Here is a 25032-nt window from a genome sequence, read left to right on the forward strand (position 1 = left end):
GACAGCAGATGAGATACACCACAACCGCCATAGCCCTATTGCTAGCGCTCTCCGTCTCGGTGGCGCTAGGTGACACGCTCCGCTGCGGCAGTAACTTGGTTAACCGGGGCGACCGTACGTTTGAGGTACAACGGAAATGCGGCGAACCTGCGCATCGAGATTTTATAGGCTACACGCAGGGTGACTATGGTCGTAGGGAATCGACACGGGAAGAATGGGTTTACGGTCCCTGGAATGGTGGAACCTACATCTTGACATTTGAAGCCAACCGGCTTGTCAGCATCGAATTCACACGTGATTAGAGCCTGTTCATGCCCTTTAATGCTCTTCGAGTCTCTGTACTGCTCATCCTTTCTACCATAGTGTGGCCTGCTCATGCCGAGTCCTTACGATGCGGTAGTCAGCTGGTCAATACAGATGACCATATCAGCGAAATTTACCGTAAATGTGGAAGGCCCAGCAGCCGTGCTAACCTGGGTTACATTGAGGTCGTAGACAGTTACAGAAGACGTAGCGACGTTAAAGTCGAAGAATGGGTGTATGGCCCATGGAACGGCATGTATCACTATTTGACGTTTCGCGGCGACCGGCTGTTCAAGATTGAAAGCAAGCGCGGGCAATAATTACGCCACGTTAAGGCGAAGCTTGAGCTCTAAAAGGTGATCATGGCACAGTTTGGCTTTTTGTAGCTGCTCCTGAACCAGCGGCTTGGCTTCCAGTTCGGGCATATCGTGTATGGCCTGTTCCAGCAGGTGGAGAAGCTGGTCCTCAGACTCCTCTAACACTTGAATATAGGTGGTATCCCCCGCTTCTGCTAGAGCAGCTCTGGTCTGTTCATAAAGCTCTTTGAAGGAGCTTACAAAAAGACTGTCATTAGCAGGCTGCCTGCCATGCAAGGATGTCTGGCTACTTAACAGGATAACCAGACCCGCTTTCATCTGAGCCATCTCAGAGAACAACGCTTTGAGCTGGGGACTGCTCACCACATTGATCGCTGACTCGTAGAATGTTCTGCCATTACGAGAAACTTCAATCAGATCCACAAAGGCATCTGCTTTTCCAGACATGGCACTTACCTCATAGATACTAAAAGTGGCGGGCTTCAAAGCCCGCCACCTTAGATTATTCGGCCGATTTCAAGCCATCAGCCGATACGGCTTTAACACCTTTGATATTTTTTGCTTTTTCAACAGCCAGCTCACGCTGAGCGTCTGTCGCAACGGTACCGGAAAGGGAGACTACACCTTTGTTGGTCTCAACCTTGATATCGGTCCCTTTGATATGATCATCAGCAAGGAAAGAAGATTTCACCTTTCCAGTGATCCATGTGTCGGAAACTGTTTCCTCTGCCTTCTCCACGTTGTCATTAGCGGCCAACGTCATCGTTTGATGGTTTGTGGCAGCAAACGCACCTCCGGCAAACGGCATGCTTAGAGCGGTAAAAGCGGCGGCGGCAAGAGCGAAATGGCTGAAAGTCTTCTTCATGGTGTGACTCCTGTTTTGAGTGTACGCCGTATCCTGGCGCTAGCACTAATCATGATCGCAATCAGCATGCCAACTCGGCTTCACAAAAAAATCATTAAATATCAATAAGTTAATAATTTGGCTTTTTAATAAACCGTTGCACATTGCAATAAATCGTTCATGCAATACATGCAAGTTGCATGAACAACGGACATAAAAAAGCCCAGCCAAGGCTGGGCTTTCAACTTACTAACTATCAGGCGCCAGAAGCTTCAGCTGCTGCGACATCCTTGATAGAGAGCTTGATACGGCCGCGGTTATCCACGTCCAATACCAATACCTTCACTTCCTGTCCTTCTTTCAGTACATCGGAAACCTTCTCGATGCGCTGATCGCTGATCTGGGAAATGTGTACCAGACCATCTTTGCCAGGCAGGATATTTACGAACGCACCGAAATCGACAATGCGCTCGACCTTACCAACGTAAATCTTGCCGATTTCAGCTTCTGCAGTAATACCCAGAACGCGCTGTTTGGCGGCCTCGGCAGCTTCACGGGTTTCGCCGTAAATCTTGACGCTGCCATCATCTTCGATGTCGATCGACGCCTTGGTTTCTTCACAGATTCCACGAATAACAGCGCCGCCTTTACCGATGACGTCGCGGATCTTGTCTGGCTCGATCTTCATGGCAATCATGGTCGGTGCATTGGCAGACAGCTCTGCACGCGGCTTGGCGATTACCTGATTCATCTGGGACAGAATGTTGAGGCGAGCCTCCAGAGCCTGAGCCAGAGCGACTTCCATGATCTCTTCGGTAATACCGTTGATCTTGATGTCCATCTGTAGAGCGGTAACGCCCTTGTCAGTACCGGCCACCTTGAAGTCCATATCGCCGAGGTGATCTTCATCACCTAGAATATCGGTCAGAACAGCAAATCTGTCGCCTTCCTTTACCAGGCCCATCGCAACGCCAGCAACCGGAGCGCGAACTGGAACACCAGCATCCATCAATGCCAACGAGGCTCCGCAGACAGAAGCCATGGAGCTTGAGCCGTTTGACTCAGTGATCTCTGAAACAACACGAATGCTGTAGGGAAACTCTTCCTGAGAAGGCAGCATAGCCTGCACACCACGGCGTGCCAGACGGCCATGACCGATTTCACGGCGGCCTGGACTACCCATACGTCCGCACTCACCGACCGAGAAAGGCGGGAAGTTGTAGTGCAGCATAAAGGTGTCACGGCGCTCGCCTTCTAGCATGTCGAGGATCTGAGCATCGCGGGCAGTACCCAGGGTAGTCGCTACCAGCGCCTGAGTTTCACCACGCGTAAACAATGCGGAGCCGTGAGTCTTAGGCAGCACACCCACTTCAATATTCAGCGGACGAACAGTACGGGTATCACGACCATCGATACGCGGCTTACCGCCTACGATGTTCTCGCGTACAGTGCGATATTCCAACAGGCCAAAAATTTCCTTGACCTCGGCGGCACTGTACTGACCCTCTTCATCACCCGCAAACTTGGCCACAGCCTGATCGCGCAGCTCACCCAGAGCCGCATAACGGTCCTGCTTGATGGTAATGGTATAAGCCTGAGAGATTGCCTCACCAAATTCGGCACGCAGCTGGTTAACCAAAGCTGTGTTCTCGACCGGAGCTTGCCAGTCCCACGTAGGCTTGCCTGCTTCAGCAGCAAATGCCTTGATTGCCTCGATGACAACCTGGAACTCTTCATGGGCAAACAGTACAGCGCCCAGCATCTGGTCTTCAGTCAGCTCGTCCGCTTCGGACTCAACCATTAGAACCGCGTCAGAGGTACCTGCAACAACCATGTCCAGGCTGGAACTCTGAAGCTGCTCATAGCTTGGGTTGATGATATAGCCCAGCTCTGGGTGGAACCCTACGCGTGCAGCACCAATCGGGCCTGCGAACGGAATGCCGGAAATAGCCAGAGCGGCAGACGTACCGATCATGGCAGCAATATCCGGATCAGACTTCTTGTTGGTAGAAACTACAGTACAGACAACCTGTACTTCGTTCATGAAGCCTTCGGGGAATAGAGGACGAATCGGGCGATCGATCAGGCGGGAGGTCAATGTTTCCTTTTCGCTTGGACGACCTTCACGCTTGAAATAGCCACCGGGGATACGACCTGCCGCATACGTCTTTTCCTGATAGTGGACAGACAGCGGGAAGAAGTCGCGGCCTTCTGCTGGAGACTTGGCGCCCACAACAGTGACCAGAACGCTAACGTCTTCAGTACTGACAAGTACTGCACCACTGGCCTGACGCGCAATACGGCCCGTCTCCAGGGTTACGGTCTGCTGACCGAATTTGAATGTCTTAATTACTGGATTCACAGTATTTCCTTCTTGTATTGCCCTTGGGGAAATCTTGAGAGCGGCGGGGTATCGGACCCGGCGCGATCTCAGGGACGCATGAAGCAAAAAAGCTGGAAACCGGCATAGCCGACCCCCAGCTTTTAAGCGACTAGCGTCCAGCTTGCATCGTGATCAACGACGCAGGCCCAGACGGCTGATCAGGTCACTGTAACGAGTAGTGTCCTTGGCCTTCAGGTAGTCCAGCAGCTTACGACGCTGGTTAACCATACGGATCAGACCACGACGGCTGTGGTGGTCCTTGCTGTTGGCCTTGAAGTGACCCTGCAGCTTGTCGATATTGGCAGACAGCAGAGCAACCTGCACTTCCGGAGAACCGGTATCGCCTTCGCCGCGCTTGTAGTCGTTAACGATCTGGGCTTTTTCTTCAACGCTAAGTGCCATGATAGGGCTCCTAGATATAACAGGCCGAGGGAACTACCCCCGTGTTCAGAGAAGAGGAATGACCATGCCTGTTAACAGCCACCCTCATATCAGTCTTACGACCGAACCAAACGACGCGGCGCAATACGCCCGTCGTCAGTCACCTCACCGATACCGATGAAGCGACCTTCATTATCCTGTACTCGCATCCAGCCAAATTTGGGCGCGTTCGCCGCTCGCACCGGCTGACCATGCAACCAATAGTAGGCTGTGTGCTCGGTCAGTTGTAGCAGCGGCCAGTGCTCCAGACCACTATCAACCGGGAGCAGGAAGGCATCCAACGCTTCTGCACCACCTTCTTCGTGCGCTTTTTCAAGCACCTCAAGGCTTACAGACTGAGCCAGAGCGAAGGGGCCTGCCTGAGTTCTGCGTAGTTCCGCTACATGAGCTCCGCAACCAAGCGTCTGGCCTAAGTCTTCGACCAGGGACCGAATGTAGGTGCCCTTGCTACAGTGCACATCGAGTGTAGCGCGATCCGTTGTCAGCGCCAGCAGCTCGAGACGGCTAATAGTAACAGAACGCGGTTCACGCTCCACCACCTCGCCTGCACGAGCCAGCTTATAGAGCGGCTGACCGTCTCGCTTCAGCGCCGAATACATAGGCGGAACCTGTAGGATATCACCTCGAAACACTGGCAGGGCTGCTTCTACAGCCGAGGCGTCAAGGTTCACCTCTCGACGGTCAACGATTTCTCCCTCGGCATCACCTGTCGTTGTAGTGACACCTAGCTGCATAACCGTTTCATACCCTTTATCCGCATCAAGCAGATACTGGGAGAACTTTGTTGCCTCACCAAAGCACAACGGCAAAACACCTGTTGCCAATGGATCAAGGCTACCGGTATGCCCCGCTTTTTCAGCATTAAGCAACCAGCGTACCTTCTGCAGGGCCGCATTAGAGGTCAGGCCTCGCGGCTTGTCGAGTACCAGAATACCGTTAACCGATCGACGGATTCGTTTCACTTGCGCCACGCTTACTCTCCATCCTCGTGACGACGATCTTCAGATACTGCACGCTCGATCAACGCAGACAGTTCCGCTCCGCGACGGATGCTCTCATCATAATGAAAGCGCATTTGCGGGATCGTCCTAAGCTTCATTGCGCGTCCTAACTGCTGACGCAAAAAGCCAGAGGCTTCATTCAGAATCCCTAAATTCTGGGCAATATCCTCAGACGAATCTTTACCCAAAACAGTAATAAATACTTTGGCGTGGGAAAGATCACGCGCCACATTGACGTCAGTAATCGTTACCAGGCCCAGACGAGGATCTTTAATTTCCCGCTGAATCAAAAGCGCTAACTCACGCTGCATCTGATCACCGATGCGCTGAGTACGAGTGTATTCTTTAGCCATCTTCGCTCTCTCTTAAAGCCAGGTGCTGTTAAAAAGACGAAGCTGGAAGCTGCCTTGCGGCAACTTCCAGCTCCTGGCTTTTCGCTTGCGTGAATTACAGCGAGCGTGCTACTTCGACCTTCTCGAAAACTTCGATCTTATCGCCGACCTTAACGTCGTTATAGCTCTTCACACCGATACCGCATTCCATGCCGGCACGAACTTCAGCCACGTCATCTTTGAAGCGACGCAGAGATTCAAGTTCACCTTCAAAGATCACAATATCTTCACGTAGAACACGAATCGGACGATTGCGATGGACCATGCCTTCAACAACCATACAGCCTGCAACAGCGCCAAACTTCGGTGAGCGGAAGACGTCACGAACTTCTGCAATGCCCAGAATGTTCTCGCGAACATCGCTGCCCAGCATACCCGTTAGCGCTTTCTTAACATCTTCGATAATGTCGTAGATCACGTTGTAATAACGTAGATCCAAACCTTCCTGCTCAATGATCTTACGAGCACCAGCATCGGCACGAACGTTAAAGCCGAAGAGAACCGCATTAGAAGCCAGCGCTAGGTTCGCATCACTTTCAGTGATACCCCCTACACCACCAGCAACAACACGCACCTGAACTTCATCGTTCCCCAGACCACTTAGCGAGCTTTGCAGAGCCTCTAGAGAACCGCGCACATCGGACTTGAGAACAATGTTAAGCGTCTTTTTCTCGTCCTGGCCCATGTTTTCGAAAATATTTTCGAGCTTGCCTGCCTGAGCACGTGCCAGCTTGACCTCACGGAACTTACCCTGACGGAACAAGGCAACTTCACGCGCTTTTTTCTCATCGGTCAGAACAGTCAGCTCATCACCGGCATCCGGCGTGCCATCCAAGCCAAGAATTTCGACGGGGATGGATGGGCCTGCCTCTTTGATCGGCTTGCCGTTCTCATCGAGCATGGCACGGATACGACCGAAGTTAACACCGACCAGGGCCATATCACCCTGACGCAGAGTACCGTTTTGCACCAGAACAGTAGCAACCGGTCCGCGACCCTTATCAAGGCGCGACTCAATTACTACACCACGACCTGGAGCCGAAGGTGTTGCAGTCAATTCAAGAACTTCAGCCTGCAGAAGAATGGCTTCTAACAGCTCATCAACGCCAGTACCTGCTTTGGCAGATACATGAACAAACTGAGTATCACCGCCCCACTCTTCTGGGATGACATCACGCCCAGCCAGATCATGTTTAACACGGTCCGGATCTGCATCAGGCTTGTCGATCTTGTTTACTGCAACAACGATCGGCACACCAGCAGCCTTAGCGTGCTGGATAGCTTCTTCTGTCTGTGGCATGACACCGTCATCGGCAGCGACAACCAGAATAACAATGTCGGTTGCCTGAGCACCACGAGCACGCATGGCGGTAAATGCTGCGTGACCAGGGGTATCCAGGAACGTCACCATGCCACGATCAGTGTTTACATGGTAGGCGCCGATATGCTGGGTGATGCCACCCGCTTCGCCTGCTGCAACCTTGGCGCGACGGATGTAGTCCAGCAAGGAAGTCTTGCCATGGTCAACGTGACCCATGACCGTAACCACCGGCGCACGGTGAACCTGCTCGCCCTCGAACTTGAGGGACTCAGCCAGCTGCTCTTCCAACGCATTTTCGCTAACCAGCTTAACCTTGTGACCAAGCTCCTCAGCAACCAGCTGAGCGGTTTCACGATCCAGCACCTGGTTGATCGTAGCAGGCGAGCCCATCTTAAACATGAACTTGATGACTTCAGCTGCCTTGACAGACATCTGCTGGGCCAGCTCGGCAACAGTAATTGTTTCGCCTAAAGCGACTTCACGAACAACCGGCCCTGTAGGGTTCTGGAAGCCATGCTGGTTACGCTTTTTGAGCTTGGACTTGTTTCGGCCGCCACGGCGACCGCCAAAACCATCATCTTCATCATCGCCGGCGCTACGAACAACGCGCGGACTACTAACCTTATCCTTCTCCTTCAAGGAAGGACGGTGCTGTGCATGCTTGCGGTCGCGACGCTCATCCTCATCCCGCTTGCCTGCTACAGGCGGCGCTACGGGACGACGCGGTTCTTCGCGCTTACGCTCATCAGATGCAACCGCCGGCGCTGCCGGTGCTGCTTTATTTGCAACCACTTCTTCCACTACTTCCTCGGGCTTGGTTTCTGTAGCGGCTTTCGCAGCCGCTTCTGCCACTTCTTGAGCGGCCTTGGCAGCAGCCTGCTGGCGAGCTTCTTCTTCAGCTTTAAGGCGAGCTTCCTCTTCGGCCTTCAAGCGAATCTCTTCTTCTGCTCGCTGGCGAGCTTCTTCTTCGGCCTTCAAGCGAGCAGCCTCTTCGGCCTCGCGCTGTGCCTCAAGCTCACGCTGCTGTTCGGTCGCCAACTCATCGGGACCTTGCTTGACGTAGGTCTTCTTTTTACGGACTTCGACATTAACCGTCTTGCTTCCAGACACCTTCAATGTCGTTTGAGTCTTGCGCTGGAGCGTTATTTTACGCGGTTCTTCCAGCTTGGTGTTTCCTTTCAGATGAGACAGCAGTTTTTGCTTTTCAGTGTCGGTCACAACCTGGTCTGCACTGCTATGGGACAGACCCGCTTCCCGCATTTGCTGCAGCAGGCGTTCAACCGGTGTATTGACCGTTTGGGCCAGTTCTTTCACCGTGACTTGCGTCATGCACTCTTCTCCTCAGGCAGCACCGCTCACTCAAACCAATGGGCACGGGCAGCCATGATCAACTTGCCGGCACGCTCTTCATTCATGCCGTTAATATCGAGCAGGTCATCGATGGACTGCTCGGCAAGATCTTCGCGATTGGCAACGCCTCGCTGCGCCAGCTCAAGCGCGAGTTCCTCAGTCATGCCTTCGAGACTAAGCAAATCTTCTTCCGGCTTCTTGTCAGCCAGTTGTTCTTCCGTCGCGATGGCACGGGTTAACAGGCGGTCCTTAGCCCTGTTACGAAGCTCATTGACGATGTCTTCATCGAAACCATCAATATTGAGCATTTCCTCCATGGGAACGTAGGCGATTTCTTCGAGCGTGGTGAAACCTTCTTCAACCAACACCTGAGCCAACTCTTCATCTACGTCCAGTTCGTCTACAAACTGCTGAAGAATATCGCCCGTCTCTGCCTGCTGCTTGGCCATGATGTCCTCTTCGGTCATCACGTTCAGCGTCCAGCCTGTCAATTGACTTGCAAGGCGAACGTTTTGGCCACTACGACCAATAGCCTGAGCCAAATTATCAGCGGCAACTGCGATATCCATGGTGTGGGTATCTTCATCAACAATGATTGACGCAACCTCAGCAGGCGCCATGGCATTGATAACGAACTGCGCAGGGTTGTCATCCCACAAAACGATGTCTACTCGCTCACCGCCCAATTCGCCAGACACGGCCTGGACACGCGATCCCCGCATGCCGATACAGGCACCCTGCGGATCGATACGCTTGTCTTTCGAGCGCACGGCAATTTTGGCACGCGAGCCTGGATCCCGAGCAGCGGCCATAACATCAATCAGCTGCTCAGATATTTCCGGTACTTCAATCCGGAACAGCTCAATCAACATTTCAGGCGCTGTGCGCGACAGGATTAGCTGAGGACCACGATTTTCCGTCCGGATTTCCTTGAGCAGTGCACGAACCCGAACGCCAACACGGAAGTTTTCCCGTGGGATGATCTGATCACGAGCCAGTAAGGCTTCTGCATTGTTGCCCAAGTCGACGATTACATTGTCTCGCGTAACTTTTTTGACTGTACCAGAAATGATCTCACCCACTTTTTCGCGGTAAGCATCAACAATCTGAGCACGCTCAGCTTCACGCACTTTCTGGACAATAACTTGCTTGGCTGTTTGAGCCGCAATGCGGCCGAACTCTATGGATTCGATCTTTTCTTCAATCAGATCGCCAATTTTGGCATCTGGATTGATTTCCTGAGCTTCATCAAGCGTCAGGTTTGCTGCTGGATTATCAAAGTCTTCATCTTTGACAACTGTCCAGCAGCGAAACGTTTCATAACTACCGTTGTGGCGATTAATAGCCACACGCAGCTCTACATCTTCTTCGTAGCGTTTCTTTGTGGCAGTGGCCAGGGCTAGCTCCAATGCCTCGAAAATGACACCGGGCGGAACACCTTTTTCATTGGAAACCGATTCCACTACCAGTAGAACTTCTTTACTCATCGTACGCCTCGCCTGTCGCAATCCTTTGGGATCCGCGGATTTGCGCCTTATTCAAATCGGGGAATGACATTAGCCTTATCGATCATCTCGACGGGAAGCAGATATTCATGATCATCAACCTGAACCACGACATCCTGTTCTTCCACACCGCGCAAAAGGCCTTGAAAATTGCGGCGGCCTTCATAAGGCGAACGAAGCCTTATTTTTACTTGCTCACCGACAAAAGCGTTGAATTGCTCAAGAGTGAATAAAGGTCTATCCATACCTGGAGATGAAACCTCCAAGGTGTATTCGCCCGGAATAGGATCTTCTACGTCTAAAATCCCGCTAACTTGACGACTGACTTTTTCACAGTCCTCAACCAGAATTCCGTTTGAATGATCGATATAGACCCTTAGCAGAGAATGCCGGCCCTGGGAAATGTACTCGATGCCCCAGCATTCATAGCCAAGCGCTTCGATGACGGGGGCCAGCATGGCTTGCAACTGTTCTAGCTTGCTCGACACCTGGTTGCCTCACGCATGCTGTGCAAATAAAAAATGGGCGATAACGCCCATCCCTTGTGGTCGCTGCAAGAACGCACGACCTGATTGTTCAGCTAACAAAAAGCCCCTATAAAGGGGCCTTTGTTGACTGGTTGCGGGGGCAGGATTTGAACCTACGACCTTCGGGTTATGAGCCCGACGAGCTACCAGACTGCTCCACCCCGCGTCAAAGCTGGAGCGAAAGTATAAGAAAGAGTCTCTTTCAGGTCAATCTACTTACGCTCACGACACTATTTTCAGTGTCTAAATATGGTGCCGAAGATGGGACTCGAACCCATACAGCCGTTGGCCACTACCCCCTCAAGATAGCGTGTCTACCAATTCCACCACTTCGGCAAAAACTTCTTACTATTTCTGATTTCCCGGAACATCACCTTCTGAGGATGCCGAAGGTTTCTGCTGTGACATGGGAACATCATCATTTGCCGCAGGCTTCTGAACTTCAGGCGCCTGCTGCATGGCTGCAGGCTTAGGAAGTCCCACTTCCTGCAACGCGTTGGCTTTTTCCTTAGCGAAATAAGCCAAACCTAAACTAGTAGCAAAAAAAACCGCCGCCAGTATAGCAGTAAAACGACTCAAAAAGGTAGCAGAACCTTGGCTTCCAAAAACAGTACCCGAAGCACCTGCACCAAAAGAAGCACCAGCGTCCGCACCTTTACCCTGCTGAAGAAGAACTAGGACAACCAGTCCCAGCGCCATTAGCAGATGCACGACAACAACTAGAGTTTCTAACATCATTTACTTCCAGCAGCGTGATAAATCACGCCAAATTCATTCGCATTTAGGGAGGCTCCACCTACAAGCCCACCATCGATATCAGGCATACCGAACAATTCGGCAGCATTACCGCCCTTTACACTTCCACCGTATAGCAGCCGAACTTTATCAGCCACAACATTGCTATAAGAGCGGATAAACTGTCGCAGTTCCTGATGCACCGCCTGAGCTTCATCAGGAGTTGCTGTCAATCCTGTACCTATCGCCCATACAGGCTCATAGGCTACAACCGCAGACTCAAAAGCCTCGATACCCAGCACATCTATTACAGATTTGAGCTGCCCTTTAACAACGTCAAAGGTCTTACCAGCTTCTCGCTGCTCTCGAGTCTCACCAACACAAAGGACCGGCACTATACCCATCTTTTGGGCTGAAGCAAACTTTTTTGCAACCGTATCGTCATCTTCTAGCAAGATCAAACGACGCTCGGAATGCCCTACAAGCACATATCCACAGCCCACATCACGCAACTGAGAAGCTGCTATCTCACCAGTGAGCGCACCTTGCTCAGGCTGCACGGCACAATCTTGCGCGCCGAGGCCTATACTACTATCCGCAAGGCCTACCTCTACCTGATCAATAAACAGAAATGGCGGAAACACTACCATCTCAACTTCATCAGACAAGGCGAGCTTACTCAACCCTTCTATCAGCTCGGCTACATCTGCACGTGTTCCGTGCATTTTCCAGTTACCAGCGACCAAAGGCTTGCGCATGCTAATGCCTCAGTGAGCGAAGTGGGCGCAGATATTATCTAAGTTTTTTTGCTTTGACAAGCCAAATCAAGCACATACCTCACTTACCAGCTTAGCCAAGGCTTCTGCATGCTTGTGAACCTGGCGTTCGTCGCTGCCTTCAACCATTACCCGAACAAGCGGTTCTGTTCCCGACTTACGCAGTAAAACACGCCCTTTGCCCGCCATTTGCTCGGTCACCTCTGTACATGCTTTTTGTACGTCAGGATGCGCCAAGGGGTCTACGTCTCCGGAGTAGCGCACATTGATAAGCACTTGAGGATACTTTTTGAGGCCCTTGCGCGCCTCTGCCAATGTTTGCCCAGCGCGCCTCAGTGCCATCAAAACCTGCAAAGCGGAAATAATGGCATCGCCCGTTGTGGTGTACTGGCAACATACAATGTGACCAGAACTCTCGCCACCTAGCGTCCATTTCTTGGACAAGAGCTCAGCCATGACATAGCGGTCGCCGACCTTGGCCCTGGCAAATGGAATTTCCAACTCAGCCAGACCAAGCTCCAACCCTAGATTGCTCATCTGAGTACCCACGACCCCACCATCAAGGCGGTTGCGGCCTTTGAGATCCTTCGCAATCAGGAACAAGAGCTCGTCCCCATCAACGATTGCGCCCGTATGGTCAACCATCAACACACGATCACCATCGCCATCAAAGGCAATACCAAGGTCAGCATGCTGATCCCGCACAGCCTTCTGCAGCTCGCCTAAATGAGTAGAGCCGCAATTTTTGTTGATGTTGAGACCATCTGGCTGAGCACCGATAACACTAACCTGAGCACCCAGCTCACGGAAGACACTTGGAGCAATCTTGTAAGTCGCACCATGAGCACAGTCGACTACGACCCGCATACCAGCAAAACTAGTACCCGCTGGCACACTACTTTTGCAGAACTCTATATAGCGCCCTGCGGCATCATTGATACGAGATACTTTACCGATGCGAGCAGACTCCACAACAGTCATCGGCTGATCCAGTAACTCCTCAATCATCAGCTCTACCTCATCGGGCAGCTTAGTGCCCAACCCGGAAAAGAACTTGATCCCGTTATCGTAGAACGGGTTATGGGAGGCACTGATAACAATACCGGCATTAGCCTGGAATGTACGTGTAAGATAAGCGATACCTGGTGTTGGCATCGGCCCTAAAAGCATGACATCTGCGCCAGCGGCTGAAAGCCCGGCCTCAAGTGCAGATTCGAACATATAACCAGAGTTACGCGTATCCTTACCTACTAAGACACGACAGATACCCTGACTACGAAACGCAATGCCCGCAGCCCATCCCAACTTCAACATAAAGTCAGGGGTAATGGGATACTCACCTACGCGACCACGAATTCCATCTGTTCCAAAATACTTTCTAGCCATTGCTATCGCCTTGCCTTAAGCCTGCTCTACCGCAGCAATCATTTTTATAACATCAACCGTCTGCTCTACATCATGCACCCGGATAATACTGGCTCCCTTGGCAACCGCGAGTGCAGCTAAAGCGAGACTGCCATATAAACGCTCTTCGACAGGCTTGGTCAGGACCGCCCCGATCATGCTCTTACGTGAAACGCCTACTAACAGCGGCAACGCCAGCTCAAACAGCTCCGGCATACGCTTGAACAGAACAAGGTTATGCTCAAGCGTTTTGGCAAACCCAAAGCCAGGATCAAGAATAAGTTGGTCGTGACGAATCCCTTCCTTTTCACAAGCAGCAACCCGCTCACTCAGGAAGGCAATCACATCGGTAACCACATCCTCATAATGAGGGTTTTGCTGCATTGTCCCAGGCTCACCCTGCATATGCATCAGACAGACAGGTAGGCCTGTTGCAGCGGCGGCCTCAAGCGCACCGGGACGCTTCAAGGCACGCACGTCATTAATCAGTCCCGCCCCCACCTTTGCACTTTCAAGCATCACCTGAGGTGAAGAGGTATCAACCGAAATGATAACGTCCAATTCTTTAGATATAGCTTCAACTACAGGCACTACCCGACTGAGCTCTTCGTCCTCTGAAACAGCAGGAGCTCCAGGCCTTGTTGACTCGCCGCCAATATCAACAAGGGTGGCACCTGCCGATACCAAAGCACGTGCATGAAACAGCGCGCTATCCAAGGTATTGAACCGGCCGCCATCAGAAAAGGAATCAGGAGTGACATTGAGGATCCCCATGACATGGGGATGTGATAAATCAAGAACCCGACTGCCGCAAAGCAGTCGGGTTTGGATTGAAACAGGAATCATGGAGGAATTAGTGCTCGCCTGCCGGTCCACCTATTGGTGTTTCGGGACGACTATCTCCTTGAGTAGCATTAGTGCCGGTAGGACCTGAACCGTCCTGCCAATCACGCGGCTCCCTCGGTACACGACCTGCCATGATGTCGTCGATCTGATCAGCATCAATTGTCTCGTATTTCATCAGAGCGTCAGACATCATTTCCAGCTTGTCTCGATTCTCATCCAACAGACGCTTGGCTGTATTGTAACAGTCATTGATGATTCGCCGGATTTCAGAGTCGATCTCTTTGGCTGTCTCACCTGACATGCTGCCGCTACCACCACCCGAACCACGACCCAGGAAGCTTTCACTTTCTTCCTCACCGTAGAGTAGCGGGCCGAGCTTTTCAGACAAGCCCCACTTAGTGACCATATTGCGAGCCAACTGAGTAGCGCGCATGATGTCATTCGAAGCGCCAGTAGTGACACCTTCGAAGCCAAGCGTCATCTCCTCAGCGATCCGTCCTCCAAACAGCGAGCAGATCTGACTCTCCAACGCCCGCTTGGACAGACTGTAACGATCCTCCTCAGGCAGGAACATGGTTACACCTAAAGCGCGTCCACGAGGAATAATCGAGACCTTGTAGACAGGGTCATGCTCAGGTACCAGGCGACCTACGATAGCGTGCCCCGCCTCGTGATAAGCAGTGTTGCGCTTCTCCTTTTCGGACATGACCATTGTCTTGCGCTCTGCGCCCATCATGATCTTGTCTTTGGCCAACTCGAATTCACGCATATCTACGGTGCGCTTATTGGAGCGCGCTGCAAATAGAGAGGCTTCGTTTACCAGATTGGCAAGGTCAGCGCCCGAAAACCCCGGGGTGCCACGCGCGATAACAGCGGCATCCACACGGTCTCCCATTGGAACTTTCCGCATGTGAACCTTAAGGATTTGCTCACGACCACGAATATCCGGAAGACCTACTACGACCTGACGATCGAAGCGACCCGGGCGCAGTAAAGCAGGGTCTAGTACATCAGGACGGTTGGTAGCAGCTATGACGATGATACCGTCATTCATTTCGAAGCCGTCCATCTCAACCAGCAACTGGTTCAGGGTCTGCTCACGCTCATCATGACCACCGCCCATACCCGCTCCACGGTGGCGGCCAACCGCATCGATCTCGTCGATAAAAATAATGCAGGGCGCATGTTTTTTCGCCTGATCAAACATGTCACGAACGCGGCTAGCACCAACGCCCACGAACATTTCAACGAAGTCGGAACCTGAAATAGTGAAGAAAGGTACCTTGGCCTCACCGGCAACAGCCTTTGCCAACAGGGTCTTGCCTGTACCGGGCGGACCTACCATCAGCACACCACGAGGAATACGCCCGCCCAGGCGCTGGAACTTACCGGGGTCACGCAGAAACTCTACCAGCTCAGTAACTTCTTCTTTTGCCTCGTCACAGCCAGCAACATCTGCGAACGTTGTTCGCACCTGATCCTCAGATAGTAGTCGCGCCTTGCTCTTGCCGAAGCTCATGGGCCCGCCGCGTCCACCTGCGCCGCCTTGCATTTGCCTCATAAAGAACATGAACACGGCAATGATCACCAGAATCGGAAAGCTCGCTACAAGTAGCTGCGTCCAGATACTCTGCTGCTCAGGCATTTTGCCTTCGATGACCACATTATTGTTGACCAGATCACCGATCAGACCGTTGTCCTGAATAGCAGGTCGAACCGTCTTGAACGTATCGCCGCCACGATGTTTTCCCGTGATGACGTAACCGTCGACAGTCACACGCTCAACCTGACCATCCTTCACTTGCTGAATGAAGTCAGAATAATTGAGCGTTTGCGGCTCATTGGGACTGGAGAAATTGTTCATCACCGTGACCAGTACGGCCGCGATGATGAGCCACAGAATCAGATTCTTTGCCATATCGTTCAATTGACTACCCTCTGAGCCGGCTTCGCTTGGAACCGTTCGTATCGAAACCGGCTATTGGCCGGTAAGTTACTACACAACGCTGACGCTGAGCAGCGGCCGTCTGTAACCCTTTATGAGATCCGTCGCTCTTCTCACTTTAGCTGAGACTTTCAGAAGAGTCTGCCGTTGCATCTGACTGCGCGTTACCTTAAGCCTCGCACCAGCAAATACTGCTCATGCAGGCGATCTTGTGACGCAGAAGACGTGCGCATAACAACCTTGTCGAAGTTCTCCCGCTCCAGCTTCAGGTAACTGCCAAACCCCTCGTCTTGAAATATTTTGATTAAGAATTCACCAGCCGGACGCAGTAGACACTGCGCAGGATCAGGCGCCAGCTTACAAAACATTTAGCTTGCAGCTGACTTACTGTACTCAAACCCCACATATTGGGGCCCTATCAGAAATAACAAGGTCTTCGAAAGCTCCACTAATCGCCTTGCTAATTTGTTCAAAAACTTTATGTTGCGTGAAAACACTCTGAACAATGTTACCTGAGCAAAAACACGCTGCTTTTCTGATCGAGCCACGTGTACTTTATCCTGTCCTTCTGGGCTATACCTAGCCGCTAGGGTACAATAGATACCTTTTCTCTGGGGTTTAATTATGGCTCTCAATCAAGAGCAGAAAAAGCAATTCAAATCTATTGGGCACCATTTAAAGCCTGTATTGATAGTAGGTGAAAATGGTCTTACTGAAGGTGTACTGGCTGAGCTTGAGCGGGCACTCAACGATCATGAACTCATCAAGGTCAAGTTCAATTTAAGCGAGCGCGAAGATCGGCGAACCCTAATGGAAGAACTTTGCCAGTCCGCCAAATGCGAACTGGTTCAAACCATTGGCAAAATAGCACTTATCTATCGCAAGGCTCAGCCGCAGAACCGTTCGCTTTCAAACGTAGTCCGCCATAGCTTGTAATGCCCGGAACGAACCAGGCATACAGATAACTGCATTCTGTCTGATGGGAAGAGAAAGCAGGCCCAACTTGGCAGACCTCTCACCTTAATGCTTATTCGGCAAGTCATCCTTTGACAACCTGCCTACCTGCCTCCAATCGCTACCTCAAGGGAAGCGATTGGACAGCTGGCTATCTACATCAGATATGACGCACTTCGACGATTTCGTACTCAACATCGCCGCCCGGGGTCTTAACGATCACCGCGTCGCCCTCTTGCTTGCCGATTAATGCGCGAGCAATTGGAGAACTAACCGAGATCTTGCCAGACTTTATATCTGCCTCGTCGTCACCAACGATCTGATACGTCACCGACTCGTCCGTATCAACATTTACGATCTCAACGGTTGTACCAAAAATCACCTTGCCCGAGCGCGGAATCGTTGTGATATCGATTACCTGGGCATTGGATAAACGCCCTTCGATATCACGAATACGCGCCTCGACCATACCCTGCTGCTCGCGAGCCGCATGATATTCCGCATTTTCTTTCAAATCACCCAGCTCGCGCGCCTCGGCAATCGCCTGTGTAATTTGGGGACGAAGCTCCGTCTTGAGATGCTTGAGCTCTTCCTCCAGGGCGCGAGCGCCCTGGATTGTCATAGGATATTTGTTCATGCCTTGATTCCTGCATGTAAATCTTGAAGCCGGCGCACAGTCTTTTCTGCACCAAACTTCAAAGCTTCACAAATCGCTTGGCCGCCTGCAAGCGTTGTCGTGCAGCAGATCTTGTGTTGAAGCGCATTCCGGCGAATTGAGTAGGAGTCAGCAATAGACTGACGTCCTTCGGTTGTATTGATCACCAATGTAATTTCATCATTTTTGATCATATCGACAACGTGCGGGCGACCTTCAGTCACCTTGTTAACACGGCGAACCGGCAGGCCAGCTTCCTCAATGACACGGGCCGTACCAGCCGTAGCAACAACCTCAAAGCCCAGCTCAACCAGCTCTTTAGCCACTTCAGCGACAAAAGGCTTATCGTCATCCCGAACACTGATAAAGGCACAACCACTATTAGGAAGAATCTCACTCGCACCCAACTGGGCTTTCGAGAATGCCTCGGCGAAGCTGTCGCCTACGCCCATGACCTCTCCGGTAGATTTCATTTCTGGGCCGAGAAGCGGGTCGACGCCAGGGAATTTGGCGAAGGGGAACACTGCCTCCTTAACACTGTAATAAGGCGGAATGATCTCCTTGGTAAACCCGATCTCTTCCAGGGTTTTACCCGCCATTACACGTGCCGCCACCTTGGCCAGTGACTCGCCAATGCACTTGGAAACGAATGGCACTGTACGGGAGGCACGCGGGTTTACTTCCAGCACATAAACATCGTTCCCCTGAAGGGCCAACTGCACGTTCATCAGTCCGACCACGCCAAGCTCCAGCGCCATTTTCCGGATCTGCTCACGCATTTCATCCTGTATGTGTGCCGGCAGGGAGTACGGAGGCAATGAGCACGCCGAATCACCCGAGTGGATACCCGCCTGCTCGATGTGCTGCATGATAGCGCCAATGACTACGTCCTTGCCGTCACATACTGCATCCACGTCTACTTCTATCGCGCAGTTCAGGAAGTGATCCAGCAACACAGGGCTATCATTGGATACCTGCACCGCTTCGCGCATGTAGCGCTTGAGCTCTTCTTCTTCGTAAACGATTTCCATGGCACGGCCACCCAACACATATGAAGGGCGAACCACCAACGGATAACCGATACGCTTGGCACCAGCAATCGCTTCTTCTTCGCTGCGAGCAGTAGCATTCGGCGGCTGGCGCAGATTCAAACGCTCGATCATCTGCTGGAAGCGCTCACGATCCTCAGCACGATCGATTGCATCGGGACTGGTACCGATAATCGGAACCCCGGCCTCCTCCAGCGCGCGAGCCAGCTTCAACGGTGTCTGGCCACCGAACTGAACGATTACACCCTTAGGCTGCTCGACACGCACGATTTCCAACACGTCCTCAAGCGTAACCGGCTCAAAATACAGGCGGTCAGACGTGTCGTAATCCGTCGACACGGTTTCGGGGTTGCAGTTGATCATGATGGTTTCGTAACCATCTTCACGCATAGCCAGAGCCGCATGAACACAGCAGTAGTCGAACTCGATACCTTGTCCGATACGGTTGGGGCCACCCCCAATCACCATGATCTTGTCACGGCTGGATGGGTTGGCCTCACACTCCTCCTCATACGTGGAGTACATGTACGCAGTGTCGGTCGCGAACTCTGCGGCGCAGGTATCGACACGCTTGTAGACCGGGAGCACTTCCAGCTTGTAGCGATGGCGACGCAGGCTTTTTTCCGTCACACCGAGCAGCTTGGCCAGACGTGCGTCCGAGAAGCCCTTGCGCTTGAGCTTCCACATGAGATTACGATCGACATCCGCCAACCCCAGGGTTTTGACCTTTTCTTCATCCTTGATCAGGTCTTCGATCTGCACCAGGAACCACGGATCGATCTTGGTCAGCTCAAACACACGCTCAACGCTCAGACCACGACGGAACGCATCTCCGACGTACCAGATACGCTCTGCGCCAGGCACTGTAAGTTCGCGCTTGAGAATGCTATCGGCTTCAGGATCTTCTGGATTGAGCTTGGGATCAAATCCATTTACGCCAACCTCCAGGCCACGCAATGCTTTTTGGACCGATTCCTGGAAGGTACGACCGATCGCCATTACCTCACCCACTGACTTCATCTGGGTAGTCAGGCGAGCATCAGCCTTAGGGAATTTCTCAAAGGCAAAACGCGGTATCTTGGTTACGACATAGTCGATAGCCGGCTCGAACGATGCTGGGGTGCGCCCACCGGTAATGTCGTTCTGCAGCTCGTCCAGCGTGTAGCCAACTGCGAGTTTGGCTGCAATTTTGGCAATCGGGAAACCTGTGGCCTTGGATGCCAGCGCTGAAGAGCGGCTGACGCGTGGGTTCATCTCGATGACAACCATGCGACCTGTATCAGGGCAGATACCGAACTGCACGTTGGAGCCACCGGTTTCGACACCAATTTCACGCAGCACCGCCAGGGAGGCGTTACGCATGATCTGGTATTCCTTATCGGTTAGCGTCTGCGCAGGCGCAACGGTTATGGAGTCACCCGTATGCACACCCATAGGATCGAAGTTTTCGATGGAGCAGACGATGATGCAGTTGTCCTTTTTATCGCGGACAACTTCCATTTCGTACTCTTTCCAACCGATTAGAGACTCATCGATCAAAAGCTCGTTGGTTGGTGAAAGGTCCAGACCGCGAGAGCAAATCTCTTCGAACTCTTCACGGTTATAGGCAATACCGCCACCACTGCCACCCATAGTGAAGGATGGGCGGATGATGCAAGGGAAACCAACCTGCTCCAGCACGCCGTATGCCTCTTCCATGCTGTGGGCAATACCCGAGCGCGGACAAGCCAGGCCGATGGCACGCATGGCCTTGTCGAAACGGGAACGGTCTTCTGCCTTATCGATCGTATCAGCATTGGCACCGATCATTTCGACGCCAAACTTTTCCAGGACGCCATGCCGCTCAAGATCCAGCGCACAGTTCAACGCTGTCTGGCCACCCATGGTAGGCAACAGTGCGTCAGGGCGCTCCTTCTCAATGATTTTAGCTACCGTTGCCCACTTGATAGGCTCGATGTAGGTCGCATCAGCCATGGATGGGTCAGTCATAATGGTGGCCGGATTGGAGTTCACCAGAATGACGCGGAAACCTTCTTCTTTCAGGGCCTTACAGGCCTGTGCACCGGAGTAATCGAATTCGCAGGCCTGGCCGATAACGATAGGGCCGGCACCGAGGATCAGGATGCTCTTTATGTCTGTACGCTTGGGCATGGGATTCTCGTTGCAGTAATCAAGTCAGAGTTGCGGTCGCCAGCTTCATACCAAAGCCAACGAATAATGCGCCTACACCAGTATTGGCACTGGCGGCGAGCCGCTGCCGCTGGCGGAACCAGGCCGCCAAACGCACACCGGTAAAAATCAGAAAACTGAGGTATATCGCGCTGATCACTTCAAGAATCAGCCCGAGCACCCCGAATGCCAATCCTGGATGAGCGTACCCGGGATCGACAAACTGTATGAAGAAGGACACAAAGAACAAAATGGCCTTTGGATTCGACAAACTCAATAGAAGTGCCTTTTTAAAAGGCTTGTCGATGCCCTCTTCTTGAGTCTGCTGCTCAATGGGCGACAGGGGATAACGCCACTGACGCCAGGCGCCACGTAATATTCCTACACCTAGATACAGTAGATAAGCTGCGCCCAGGTACTTGAGCCCCATGAAAAACAGGGGCTCGGCTTTCAAGAGTGAGGCTACTCCCAACGCGGATAGCGTCATAAGCAACGCATCCCCAAAGAAGACGCCAAAGGCAGCACGATAACCGACTGCCACGCCTCTTCTTGCAGAGGACGCCAGCACAAAGAGGGAGTTGGGACCGGGCAGCAATACGACGAAAATCACACCCGCTATATATGTCCAAAGGTCAGTGATACCCAACTCCGACCAGGCCATTTATTAACGCCGCCCCGCCATGGCATTGATGAAGCGATCAAACAGTGGCGCCACATCATGCGGCCCCGGACTTGCTTCCGGATGACCCTGGAAGCTGAACGCGACCTTGTCAGTACGCTCGATGCCCTGGAGAGTGCCGTCAAACAGCGACTTGTGAGTTGCGCGAACGTTGCCCGGCAATGTCGCTTCATCTACAGCAAAACCGTGGTTTTGACTGGTGATCATCACAACACCCGTATCGAGGTCCTGCACCGGGTGGTTTGCACCATGGTGCCCGTTAGGCATTTTTACTGTACGCGCACCAGAGGCCAACGCTAAAAGCTGATGCCCCAAACAGATACCAAAAACGGGAATGTCTGTTTCGAGCACTTCCTGAATAGCCTGGATTGCATAATCACAGGGCTCAGGATCTCCCGGACCATTGGCTAGGAATATACCATCAGGATTTAACGCCAAGGCTTCGCTGGCTGGGGTTTGCGCGGGCAGAACAGTAATTCGGCAGCCGCGAGCAACCAACATCCTGAGGATGTTGTATTTGACACCGTAGTCAAACGCAACCACATGGTAAGGCAACTGGTCAGCCGGAATCTCTGGAGCACTATCTGTCTCCAGACCCCAAACAGAGCGGCGCCATTCGTAGGACTGCTTGACGCTCACCTCTTTGGCAAGATCCATTCCCTTGAGGCCTGGGAACGCACGGGCTGCTTCAAGCGCTTGCGCCTCAGTGAGGTCATCACCTGCAAGAATGCAACCGTTTTGAGCGCCCTTTTCACGCAGAATACGGGTCAGCTTGCGGGTATCGATTCCAGCAATGGCTACAGTCTGATTGGCACGAAGATAGTCAGGAAGTGACTGCTTGTTACGCCAGTTGCTGGCTACCAGGGGGAGATCACGAATAATCAGGCCGGAGGCCCATACCTGATTGGCCTCACCGTCTTCAGGTGTCGTACCGGTGTTGCCAATATGAGGATAAGTGAGGGTTACGAGTTGCTTGGCATAGGAAGGATCGGTGAGGATTTCCTGATAGCCGGTCATAGCGGTATTAAACACCACCTCACCGACTGTAAGACCGTCGGCACCGATGGATTCTCCGTGGAAAATCGTGCCATCGGCAAGTGCGAGAATGGCTGGCTTAGTCAAGAGACCTCCCAAAATCTAGTCTGAAGAGGCAAACGCAGGTTGTAAAAAAGCGGGATGTGGTATGAACCGCATCCCGCTTTTTTATTAGATCATGCTGCGCTGGCTTTAGTGGACACACTAAAGCTGCATGATACGGAAAGTATTTGAGCAAATCCACACTTACTGATGCAGCTCATCGCCTTAGATGCCAAAACGAAACTAGATAATCTAAAGCACCTCTAAGCGAACCCCATAAGCGCCTAGCGAAAAGATAATTTAACGCAGCCCTAAAACATCTTGCATATCGTAAAGGCCAGGCTCTTTCCCCTCCAGCCACAGCGCTGCGCGGACCGCACCCTTTGCGAAGGTCATGCGACTTGACGCCTTGTGGGTAATCTCGACTCGCTCGCCCTCGGCAGCAAACAATACCGTATGGTCTCCAACCACATCGCCCGCCCGGACAGTAGCAAAACCAATCGTCTTGCGGTCACGCGCTCCGGTCTGACCTTCACGACCGTATACAGCCACCTCATTCAGATCTCGACCCAAGGCCTGCGCAACGACCTCGCCCATACGTAACGCTGTACCGGAAGGAGCATCGACTTTATGCCGGTGGTGAGCCTCGATAACTTCAATGTCAACTTCATCTCCAAGAACACGAGCAGCCGTGTCAAGAAGCTTCAAACACAGGTTGACGCCTACACTGAAATTGGCTGCAAACACGATCGGAACCTGTTTACTCGCCTCCATGAGCATAAGTTTCTGCTCTGCAGAAAAGCCGGTGGTTCCAATGACCATGGCCTTGCCTGCCTGACGGCAATAAGTCAGATTCTGTAGCGTTACGGTTGGATGAGTAAAATCAATCAGCACATCGAACTCATCGGCAACCCGCGCCAGATCGCCAGATAGAGGCACGCCGATACGACCAATGCCAGCCAACTCACCGGCATCCGCTCCAACCAGGGTACTGTCAGGACGATCCACCGCTGCCGTCAGTCCCGCCGCACCACTGGTTTGCTGCACGGCTTCAACCAGCGTCTTACCCATGCGCCCGGCGGCGCCCATTACTGCTATACGTCGCATTGTTATGCTCCATGCCGCTAGCAACAGGCCGACACGCCGCCAAGCCTGCGCCCGCCTAGCTTATAGATCGTCGAAAAAACGCTTCATACCATCGAACCACCCACTGGCACGCGGTGAGTGCGAGCTATTGCCTTGAAGTGTATTACGGAACTCTTCGAGCAGCTCACGCTGGCGCTTGTCCAAATTAACAGGCGTCTCGACCACCACACGGCACATCAGATCACCCGCACCACCCCCGCGCACAGGCACAACACCCTTACCGCGCAAGCGGAACATTTTGCCTGTCTGGGTGGCTTCTGGAATCTTGAGCTTCACACGGCCGTCGAGCGTTGGCACCTCCAGCTCGCCTCCCAGTGCCGCATCGGCAAAGCTGATCGGCACTTCACAGTAGAGATGCTTACCGTCACGCTGGAAGATGGCATGCTCACGAACGTTCACAACCACGTATAGATCGCCGGCCGGCCCACCCATCGTTCCCGCCTCGCCCTCGCCAGAAAGGCGGATGCGGTCACCGGTATCAACACCTGCCGGAACCTTGACCGACAGCGTCTTCTGCTCTTCGATACGCCCCTGACCATGACAGGTCTGGCATGGCTCAGGAATGATCTTGCCAGTGCCATGACACCGCGGACAGGTCTGTTGAACCGAAAAGAAGCCTTGCTGCATGCGAACCTGACCAATACCACCACAGGTCGTACAGGTAGTTGGCGACGTGCCGGGCTTTGCACCGCTGCCATCACAGGTCTTACACCCGACCAGTGTTGGGACACGGATCGTGACATTAGTGCCACGCACAGCCTCTTCAAGGTCTAGATCCAGCGTATAACGCAGGTCTGCGCCACGCTGCGGACCACCACGTCCGCCTCCACGAGCGTTACCAAAGAAGTCACTAAACACATCGCCAAATATGTCGGAGAAGCTGGCGCCTGCCGCTCCGGCGCCGAAGCCACCAGCCCCCATGCTGGGATCAATCCCTGCATGCCCATATTGGTCGTATGCAGAGCGCTTACCCGCATCGGACAGCACTTCATAGGCCTCATTGGCCTCTTTGAATTTTTCCTCAGCGGCCTTATCGCCCGGATTACGGTCCGGGTGATATTTCATCGCAAGGCGCCTGTAAGCCTTTTTCAGGTCAGCATCACTAGCGCCACGCTCGACACCAAGAATCTCGTAATAATCACGCTTGGCCATAAGTTTCCTGCACCTTCATTTTTCAACCCTCCAGACACGCCAACGCGGGAGGCAGGCTCCC

Annotated in this window: 23 protein-coding genes, 2 tRNA genes and 1 pseudogene; 3 read left to right on the forward strand and 23 right to left on the reverse strand. The window is 52.7% G+C overall.

Annotation, left to right across the window (positions count from 1 at the left end):
• Positions 1 to 8: 8 nt before the first annotated feature.
• Complete coding sequence (locus QWJ10_RS21675; protein WP_219652523.1) at positions 9 to 302, forward strand: DUF2845 domain-containing protein; 294 nt, start codon at positions 9 to 11, stop codon at positions 300 to 302.
• Between the two features lie 9 nt (positions 303 to 311).
• Positions 312 to 623 (forward strand): DUF2845 domain-containing protein, encoded by a 312-nt coding sequence (locus tag QWJ10_RS21680; protein ID WP_019367431.1) that lies wholly within the window; start codon positions 312 to 314, stop codon positions 621 to 623.
• On the opposite strand, the gene QWJ10_RS21685 is transcribed toward QWJ10_RS21680, so the two are convergent.
• From QWJ10_RS21685 to QWJ10_RS21765, 17 genes and pseudogenes are all read right to left on the reverse strand, one after another.
• Positions 624 to 1067 carry a PA2169 family four-helix-bundle protein gene (locus tag QWJ10_RS21685; RefSeq protein ID WP_019367432.1) on the reverse strand — a complete coding sequence of 148 codons (444 nt, stop codon included), beginning with the start codon at positions 1065 to 1067 and terminating at the stop codon, positions 624 to 626.
• 55 nt (positions 1068 to 1122) lie between these two features.
• Positions 1123 to 1485, reverse strand: coding sequence for a BON domain-containing protein (locus QWJ10_RS21690; RefSeq protein ID WP_019366077.1), 363 nt, complete (start codon positions 1483 to 1485; stop codon positions 1123 to 1125).
• A gap of 235 nt (positions 1486 to 1720) precedes the next feature.
• Positions 1721 to 3826: a polyribonucleotide nucleotidyltransferase gene (gene pnp, locus QWJ10_RS21695; protein ID WP_019366078.1), complete on the reverse strand. Its 2106-nt coding sequence runs from the start codon at positions 3824 to 3826 to the stop codon at positions 1721 to 1723.
• Positions 3827 to 3979: 153 nt separating this feature from the next.
• Positions 3980 to 4249: a 30S ribosomal protein S15 gene (gene rpsO / locus QWJ10_RS21700; protein ID WP_010796813.1), complete on the reverse strand. Its 270-nt coding sequence runs from the start codon at positions 4247 to 4249 to the stop codon at positions 3980 to 3982.
• Between the two features lie 95 nt (positions 4250 to 4344).
• A complete protein-coding gene (truB, locus tag QWJ10_RS21705) occupies positions 4345 to 5259 on the reverse strand; it encodes a tRNA pseudouridine(55) synthase TruB (RefSeq protein WP_010796812.1) in 915 nt (304 codons plus the stop codon).
• A 2-nt stretch (positions 5260 to 5261) separates the two neighbouring features.
• Positions 5262 to 5642 carry a 30S ribosome-binding factor RbfA gene (gene rbfA, locus QWJ10_RS21710; protein ID WP_019366080.1) on the reverse strand — a complete coding sequence of 127 codons (381 nt, stop codon included), beginning with the start codon at positions 5640 to 5642 and terminating at the stop codon, positions 5262 to 5264.
• A 94-nt stretch (positions 5643 to 5736) separates the two neighbouring features.
• Positions 5737 to 8331: a translation initiation factor IF-2 gene (gene infB, locus QWJ10_RS21715; protein ID WP_019366081.1), complete on the reverse strand. Its 2595-nt coding sequence runs from the start codon at positions 8329 to 8331 to the stop codon at positions 5737 to 5739.
• Between the two features lie 26 nt (positions 8332 to 8357).
• Entirely contained in the window at positions 8358 to 9839 is a 1482-nt protein-coding gene (nusA, locus tag QWJ10_RS21720) for a transcription termination factor NusA (RefSeq protein WP_010796809.1), read from the reverse strand.
• 47 nt (positions 9840 to 9886) lie between these two features.
• On the reverse strand, positions 9887 to 10345 hold the full coding sequence (gene rimP / locus QWJ10_RS21725) for a ribosome maturation factor RimP (protein WP_010796808.1): 459 nt from the start codon (positions 10343 to 10345) through the stop codon (positions 9887 to 9889).
• A 128-nt stretch (positions 10346 to 10473) separates the two neighbouring features.
• A tRNA-Met gene (locus tag QWJ10_RS21730) sits at positions 10474 to 10550 on the reverse strand.
• Between the two features lie 84 nt (positions 10551 to 10634).
• A tRNA-Leu gene (locus QWJ10_RS21735) sits at positions 10635 to 10720 on the reverse strand.
• Between the two features lie 12 nt (positions 10721 to 10732).
• Positions 10733 to 11119, reverse strand: coding sequence for a preprotein translocase subunit SecG (secG, locus tag QWJ10_RS21740; RefSeq protein WP_219652548.1), 387 nt, complete (start codon positions 11117 to 11119; stop codon positions 10733 to 10735).
• Positions 11119 to 11877: a triose-phosphate isomerase gene (gene tpiA, locus QWJ10_RS21745; protein ID WP_286790295.1), complete on the reverse strand. Its 759-nt coding sequence runs from the start codon at positions 11875 to 11877 to the stop codon at positions 11119 to 11121. The genes secG and tpiA overlap by 1 nt, the downstream gene beginning before the upstream one ends.
• A gap of 66 nt (positions 11878 to 11943) precedes the next feature.
• Positions 11944 to 13281: a phosphoglucosamine mutase gene (gene glmM, locus QWJ10_RS21750; RefSeq protein ID WP_289929651.1), complete on the reverse strand. Its 1338-nt coding sequence runs from the start codon at positions 13279 to 13281 to the stop codon at positions 11944 to 11946.
• Between the two features lie 15 nt (positions 13282 to 13296).
• On the reverse strand, positions 13297 to 14145 hold the full coding sequence (gene folP / locus QWJ10_RS21755; protein WP_289929652.1) for a dihydropteroate synthase: 849 nt from the start codon (positions 14143 to 14145) through the stop codon (positions 13297 to 13299).
• Positions 14146 to 14152: 7 nt separating this feature from the next.
• Positions 14153 to 16063, reverse strand: a complete 1911-nt coding sequence (gene ftsH / locus QWJ10_RS21760) for an ATP-dependent zinc metalloprotease FtsH (RefSeq protein WP_019366086.1) — start codon at positions 16061 to 16063, stop codon at positions 14153 to 14155.
• Between the two features lie 191 nt (positions 16064 to 16254).
• Positions 16255 to 16452 (reverse strand): annotated as a pseudogene (locus tag QWJ10_RS21765) (SAM-dependent methyltransferase); the annotation flags it as partial.
• A 262-nt stretch (positions 16453 to 16714) separates the two neighbouring features.
• On the opposite strand from QWJ10_RS21765, the gene yhbY reads away from it, so the two are divergent.
• On the forward strand, positions 16715 to 17026 hold the full coding sequence (gene yhbY / locus QWJ10_RS21770) for a ribosome assembly RNA-binding protein YhbY (protein ID WP_289929653.1): 312 nt from the start codon (positions 16715 to 16717) through the stop codon (positions 17024 to 17026).
• Between the two features lie 178 nt (positions 17027 to 17204).
• Here yhbY and greA read toward each other — a convergent pair whose 3' ends face one another.
• The 6 genes from greA to dnaJ all read right to left on the reverse strand — a co-directional run bounded on the left by greA (position 17205) and on the right by dnaJ (position 24971).
• The gene (greA, locus tag QWJ10_RS21775) at positions 17205 to 17681 is read right to left on the reverse strand and encodes a transcription elongation factor GreA (protein WP_019366089.1); all 477 of its coding nucleotides are present in this window, start codon (positions 17679 to 17681) and stop codon (positions 17205 to 17207) included.
• Complete coding sequence (gene carB / locus QWJ10_RS21780; RefSeq protein ID WP_010796799.1) at positions 17678 to 20899, reverse strand: carbamoyl-phosphate synthase large subunit; 3222 nt, start codon at positions 20897 to 20899, stop codon at positions 17678 to 17680. The genes greA and carB overlap by 4 nt, the downstream gene beginning before the upstream one ends.
• A 19-nt stretch (positions 20900 to 20918) precedes the next feature.
• Positions 20919 to 21578 (reverse strand): leucine efflux protein LeuE, encoded by a 660-nt coding sequence (gene leuE / locus QWJ10_RS21785; protein WP_289929654.1) that lies wholly within the window; start codon positions 21576 to 21578, stop codon positions 20919 to 20921.
• Positions 21579 to 21581: 3 nt separating this feature from the next.
• Positions 21582 to 22718 (reverse strand): glutamine-hydrolyzing carbamoyl-phosphate synthase small subunit, encoded by a 1137-nt coding sequence (gene carA / locus QWJ10_RS21790; RefSeq protein ID WP_289929655.1) that lies wholly within the window; start codon positions 22716 to 22718, stop codon positions 21582 to 21584.
• A 255-nt stretch (positions 22719 to 22973) separates the two neighbouring features.
• On the reverse strand, positions 22974 to 23780 hold the full coding sequence (gene dapB, locus QWJ10_RS21795; RefSeq protein WP_289929656.1) for a 4-hydroxy-tetrahydrodipicolinate reductase: 807 nt from the start codon (positions 23778 to 23780) through the stop codon (positions 22974 to 22976).
• Between the two features lie 60 nt (positions 23781 to 23840).
• Positions 23841 to 24971 carry a molecular chaperone DnaJ gene (gene dnaJ / locus QWJ10_RS21800; protein ID WP_289929657.1) on the reverse strand — a complete coding sequence of 377 codons (1131 nt, stop codon included), beginning with the start codon at positions 24969 to 24971 and terminating at the stop codon, positions 23841 to 23843.
• Positions 24972 to 25032 lie beyond the last annotated feature (61 nt).

It is taken from the genome of Pseudomonas sp. WAC2, assembly GCF_030403525.1.
Taxonomy (GTDB): Bacteria; Pseudomonadota; Gammaproteobacteria; order Pseudomonadales; family Pseudomonadaceae; genus Chryseomonas; species Chryseomonas luteola.

Excerpts from the sequence above, each read along its gene's own strand:
- QWJ10_RS21675 (WP_219652523.1), top strand. The coding sequence starts at position 9 with ATGAGATACACCACAACCGCCATAGCCCTATTGCTAGCGCTCTCCGTC.
- QWJ10_RS21680 (WP_019367431.1), top strand. The coding sequence starts at position 312 with ATGCCCTTTAATGCTCTTCGAGTCTCTGTACTGCTCATCCTTTCTACC.
- QWJ10_RS21685 (WP_019367432.1), bottom strand. The coding sequence starts at position 1,067 with ATGTCTGGAAAAGCAGATGCCTTTGTGGATCTGATTGAAGTTTCTCGT.
- QWJ10_RS21690 (WP_019366077.1), bottom strand. The coding sequence starts at position 1,485 with ATGAAGAAGACTTTCAGCCATTTCGCTCTTGCCGCCGCCGCTTTTACC.
- rpsO (WP_010796813.1), bottom strand. The coding sequence starts at position 4,249 with ATGGCACTTAGCGTTGAAGAAAAAGCCCAGATCGTTAACGACTACAAG.
- rbfA (WP_019366080.1), bottom strand. The coding sequence starts at position 5,642 with ATGGCTAAAGAATACACTCGTACTCAGCGCATCGGTGATCAGATGCAG.
- infB (WP_019366081.1), bottom strand. The coding sequence starts at position 8,331 with ATGACGCAAGTCACGGTGAAAGAACTGGCCCAAACGGTCAATACACCG.
- nusA (WP_010796809.1), bottom strand. The coding sequence starts at position 9,839 with ATGAGTAAAGAAGTTCTACTGGTAGTGGAATCGGTTTCCAATGAAAAA.
- secG (WP_219652548.1), bottom strand. The coding sequence starts at position 11,119 with ATGTTAGAAACTCTAGTTGTTGTCGTGCATCTGCTAATGGCGCTGGGA.
- tpiA (WP_286790295.1), bottom strand. The coding sequence starts at position 11,877 with ATGCGCAAGCCTTTGGTCGCTGGTAACTGGAAAATGCACGGAACACGT.
- glmM (WP_289929651.1), bottom strand. The coding sequence starts at position 13,281 with ATGGCTAGAAAGTATTTTGGAACAGATGGAATTCGTGGTCGCGTAGGT.
- folP (WP_289929652.1), bottom strand. The coding sequence starts at position 14,145 with ATGATTCCTGTTTCAATCCAAACCCGACTGCTTTGCGGCAGTCGGGTT.
- ftsH (WP_019366086.1), bottom strand. The coding sequence starts at position 16,063 with ATGGCAAAGAATCTGATTCTGTGGCTCATCATCGCGGCCGTACTGGTC.
- yhbY (WP_289929653.1), top strand. The coding sequence starts at position 16,715 with ATGGCTCTCAATCAAGAGCAGAAAAAGCAATTCAAATCTATTGGGCAC.
- greA (WP_019366089.1), bottom strand. The coding sequence starts at position 17,681 with ATGAACAAATATCCTATGACAATCCAGGGCGCTCGCGCCCTGGAGGAA.
- carB (WP_010796799.1), bottom strand. The coding sequence starts at position 20,899 with ATGCCCAAGCGTACAGACATAAAGAGCATCCTGATCCTCGGTGCCGGC.
- leuE (WP_289929654.1), bottom strand. The coding sequence starts at position 21,578 with ATGGCCTGGTCGGAGTTGGGTATCACTGACCTTTGGACATATATAGCG.
- dapB (WP_289929656.1), bottom strand. The coding sequence starts at position 23,780 with ATGCGACGTATAGCAGTAATGGGCGCCGCCGGGCGCATGGGTAAGACG.
- dnaJ (WP_289929657.1), bottom strand. The coding sequence starts at position 24,971 with ATGGCCAAGCGTGATTATTACGAGATTCTTGGTGTCGAGCGTGGCGCT.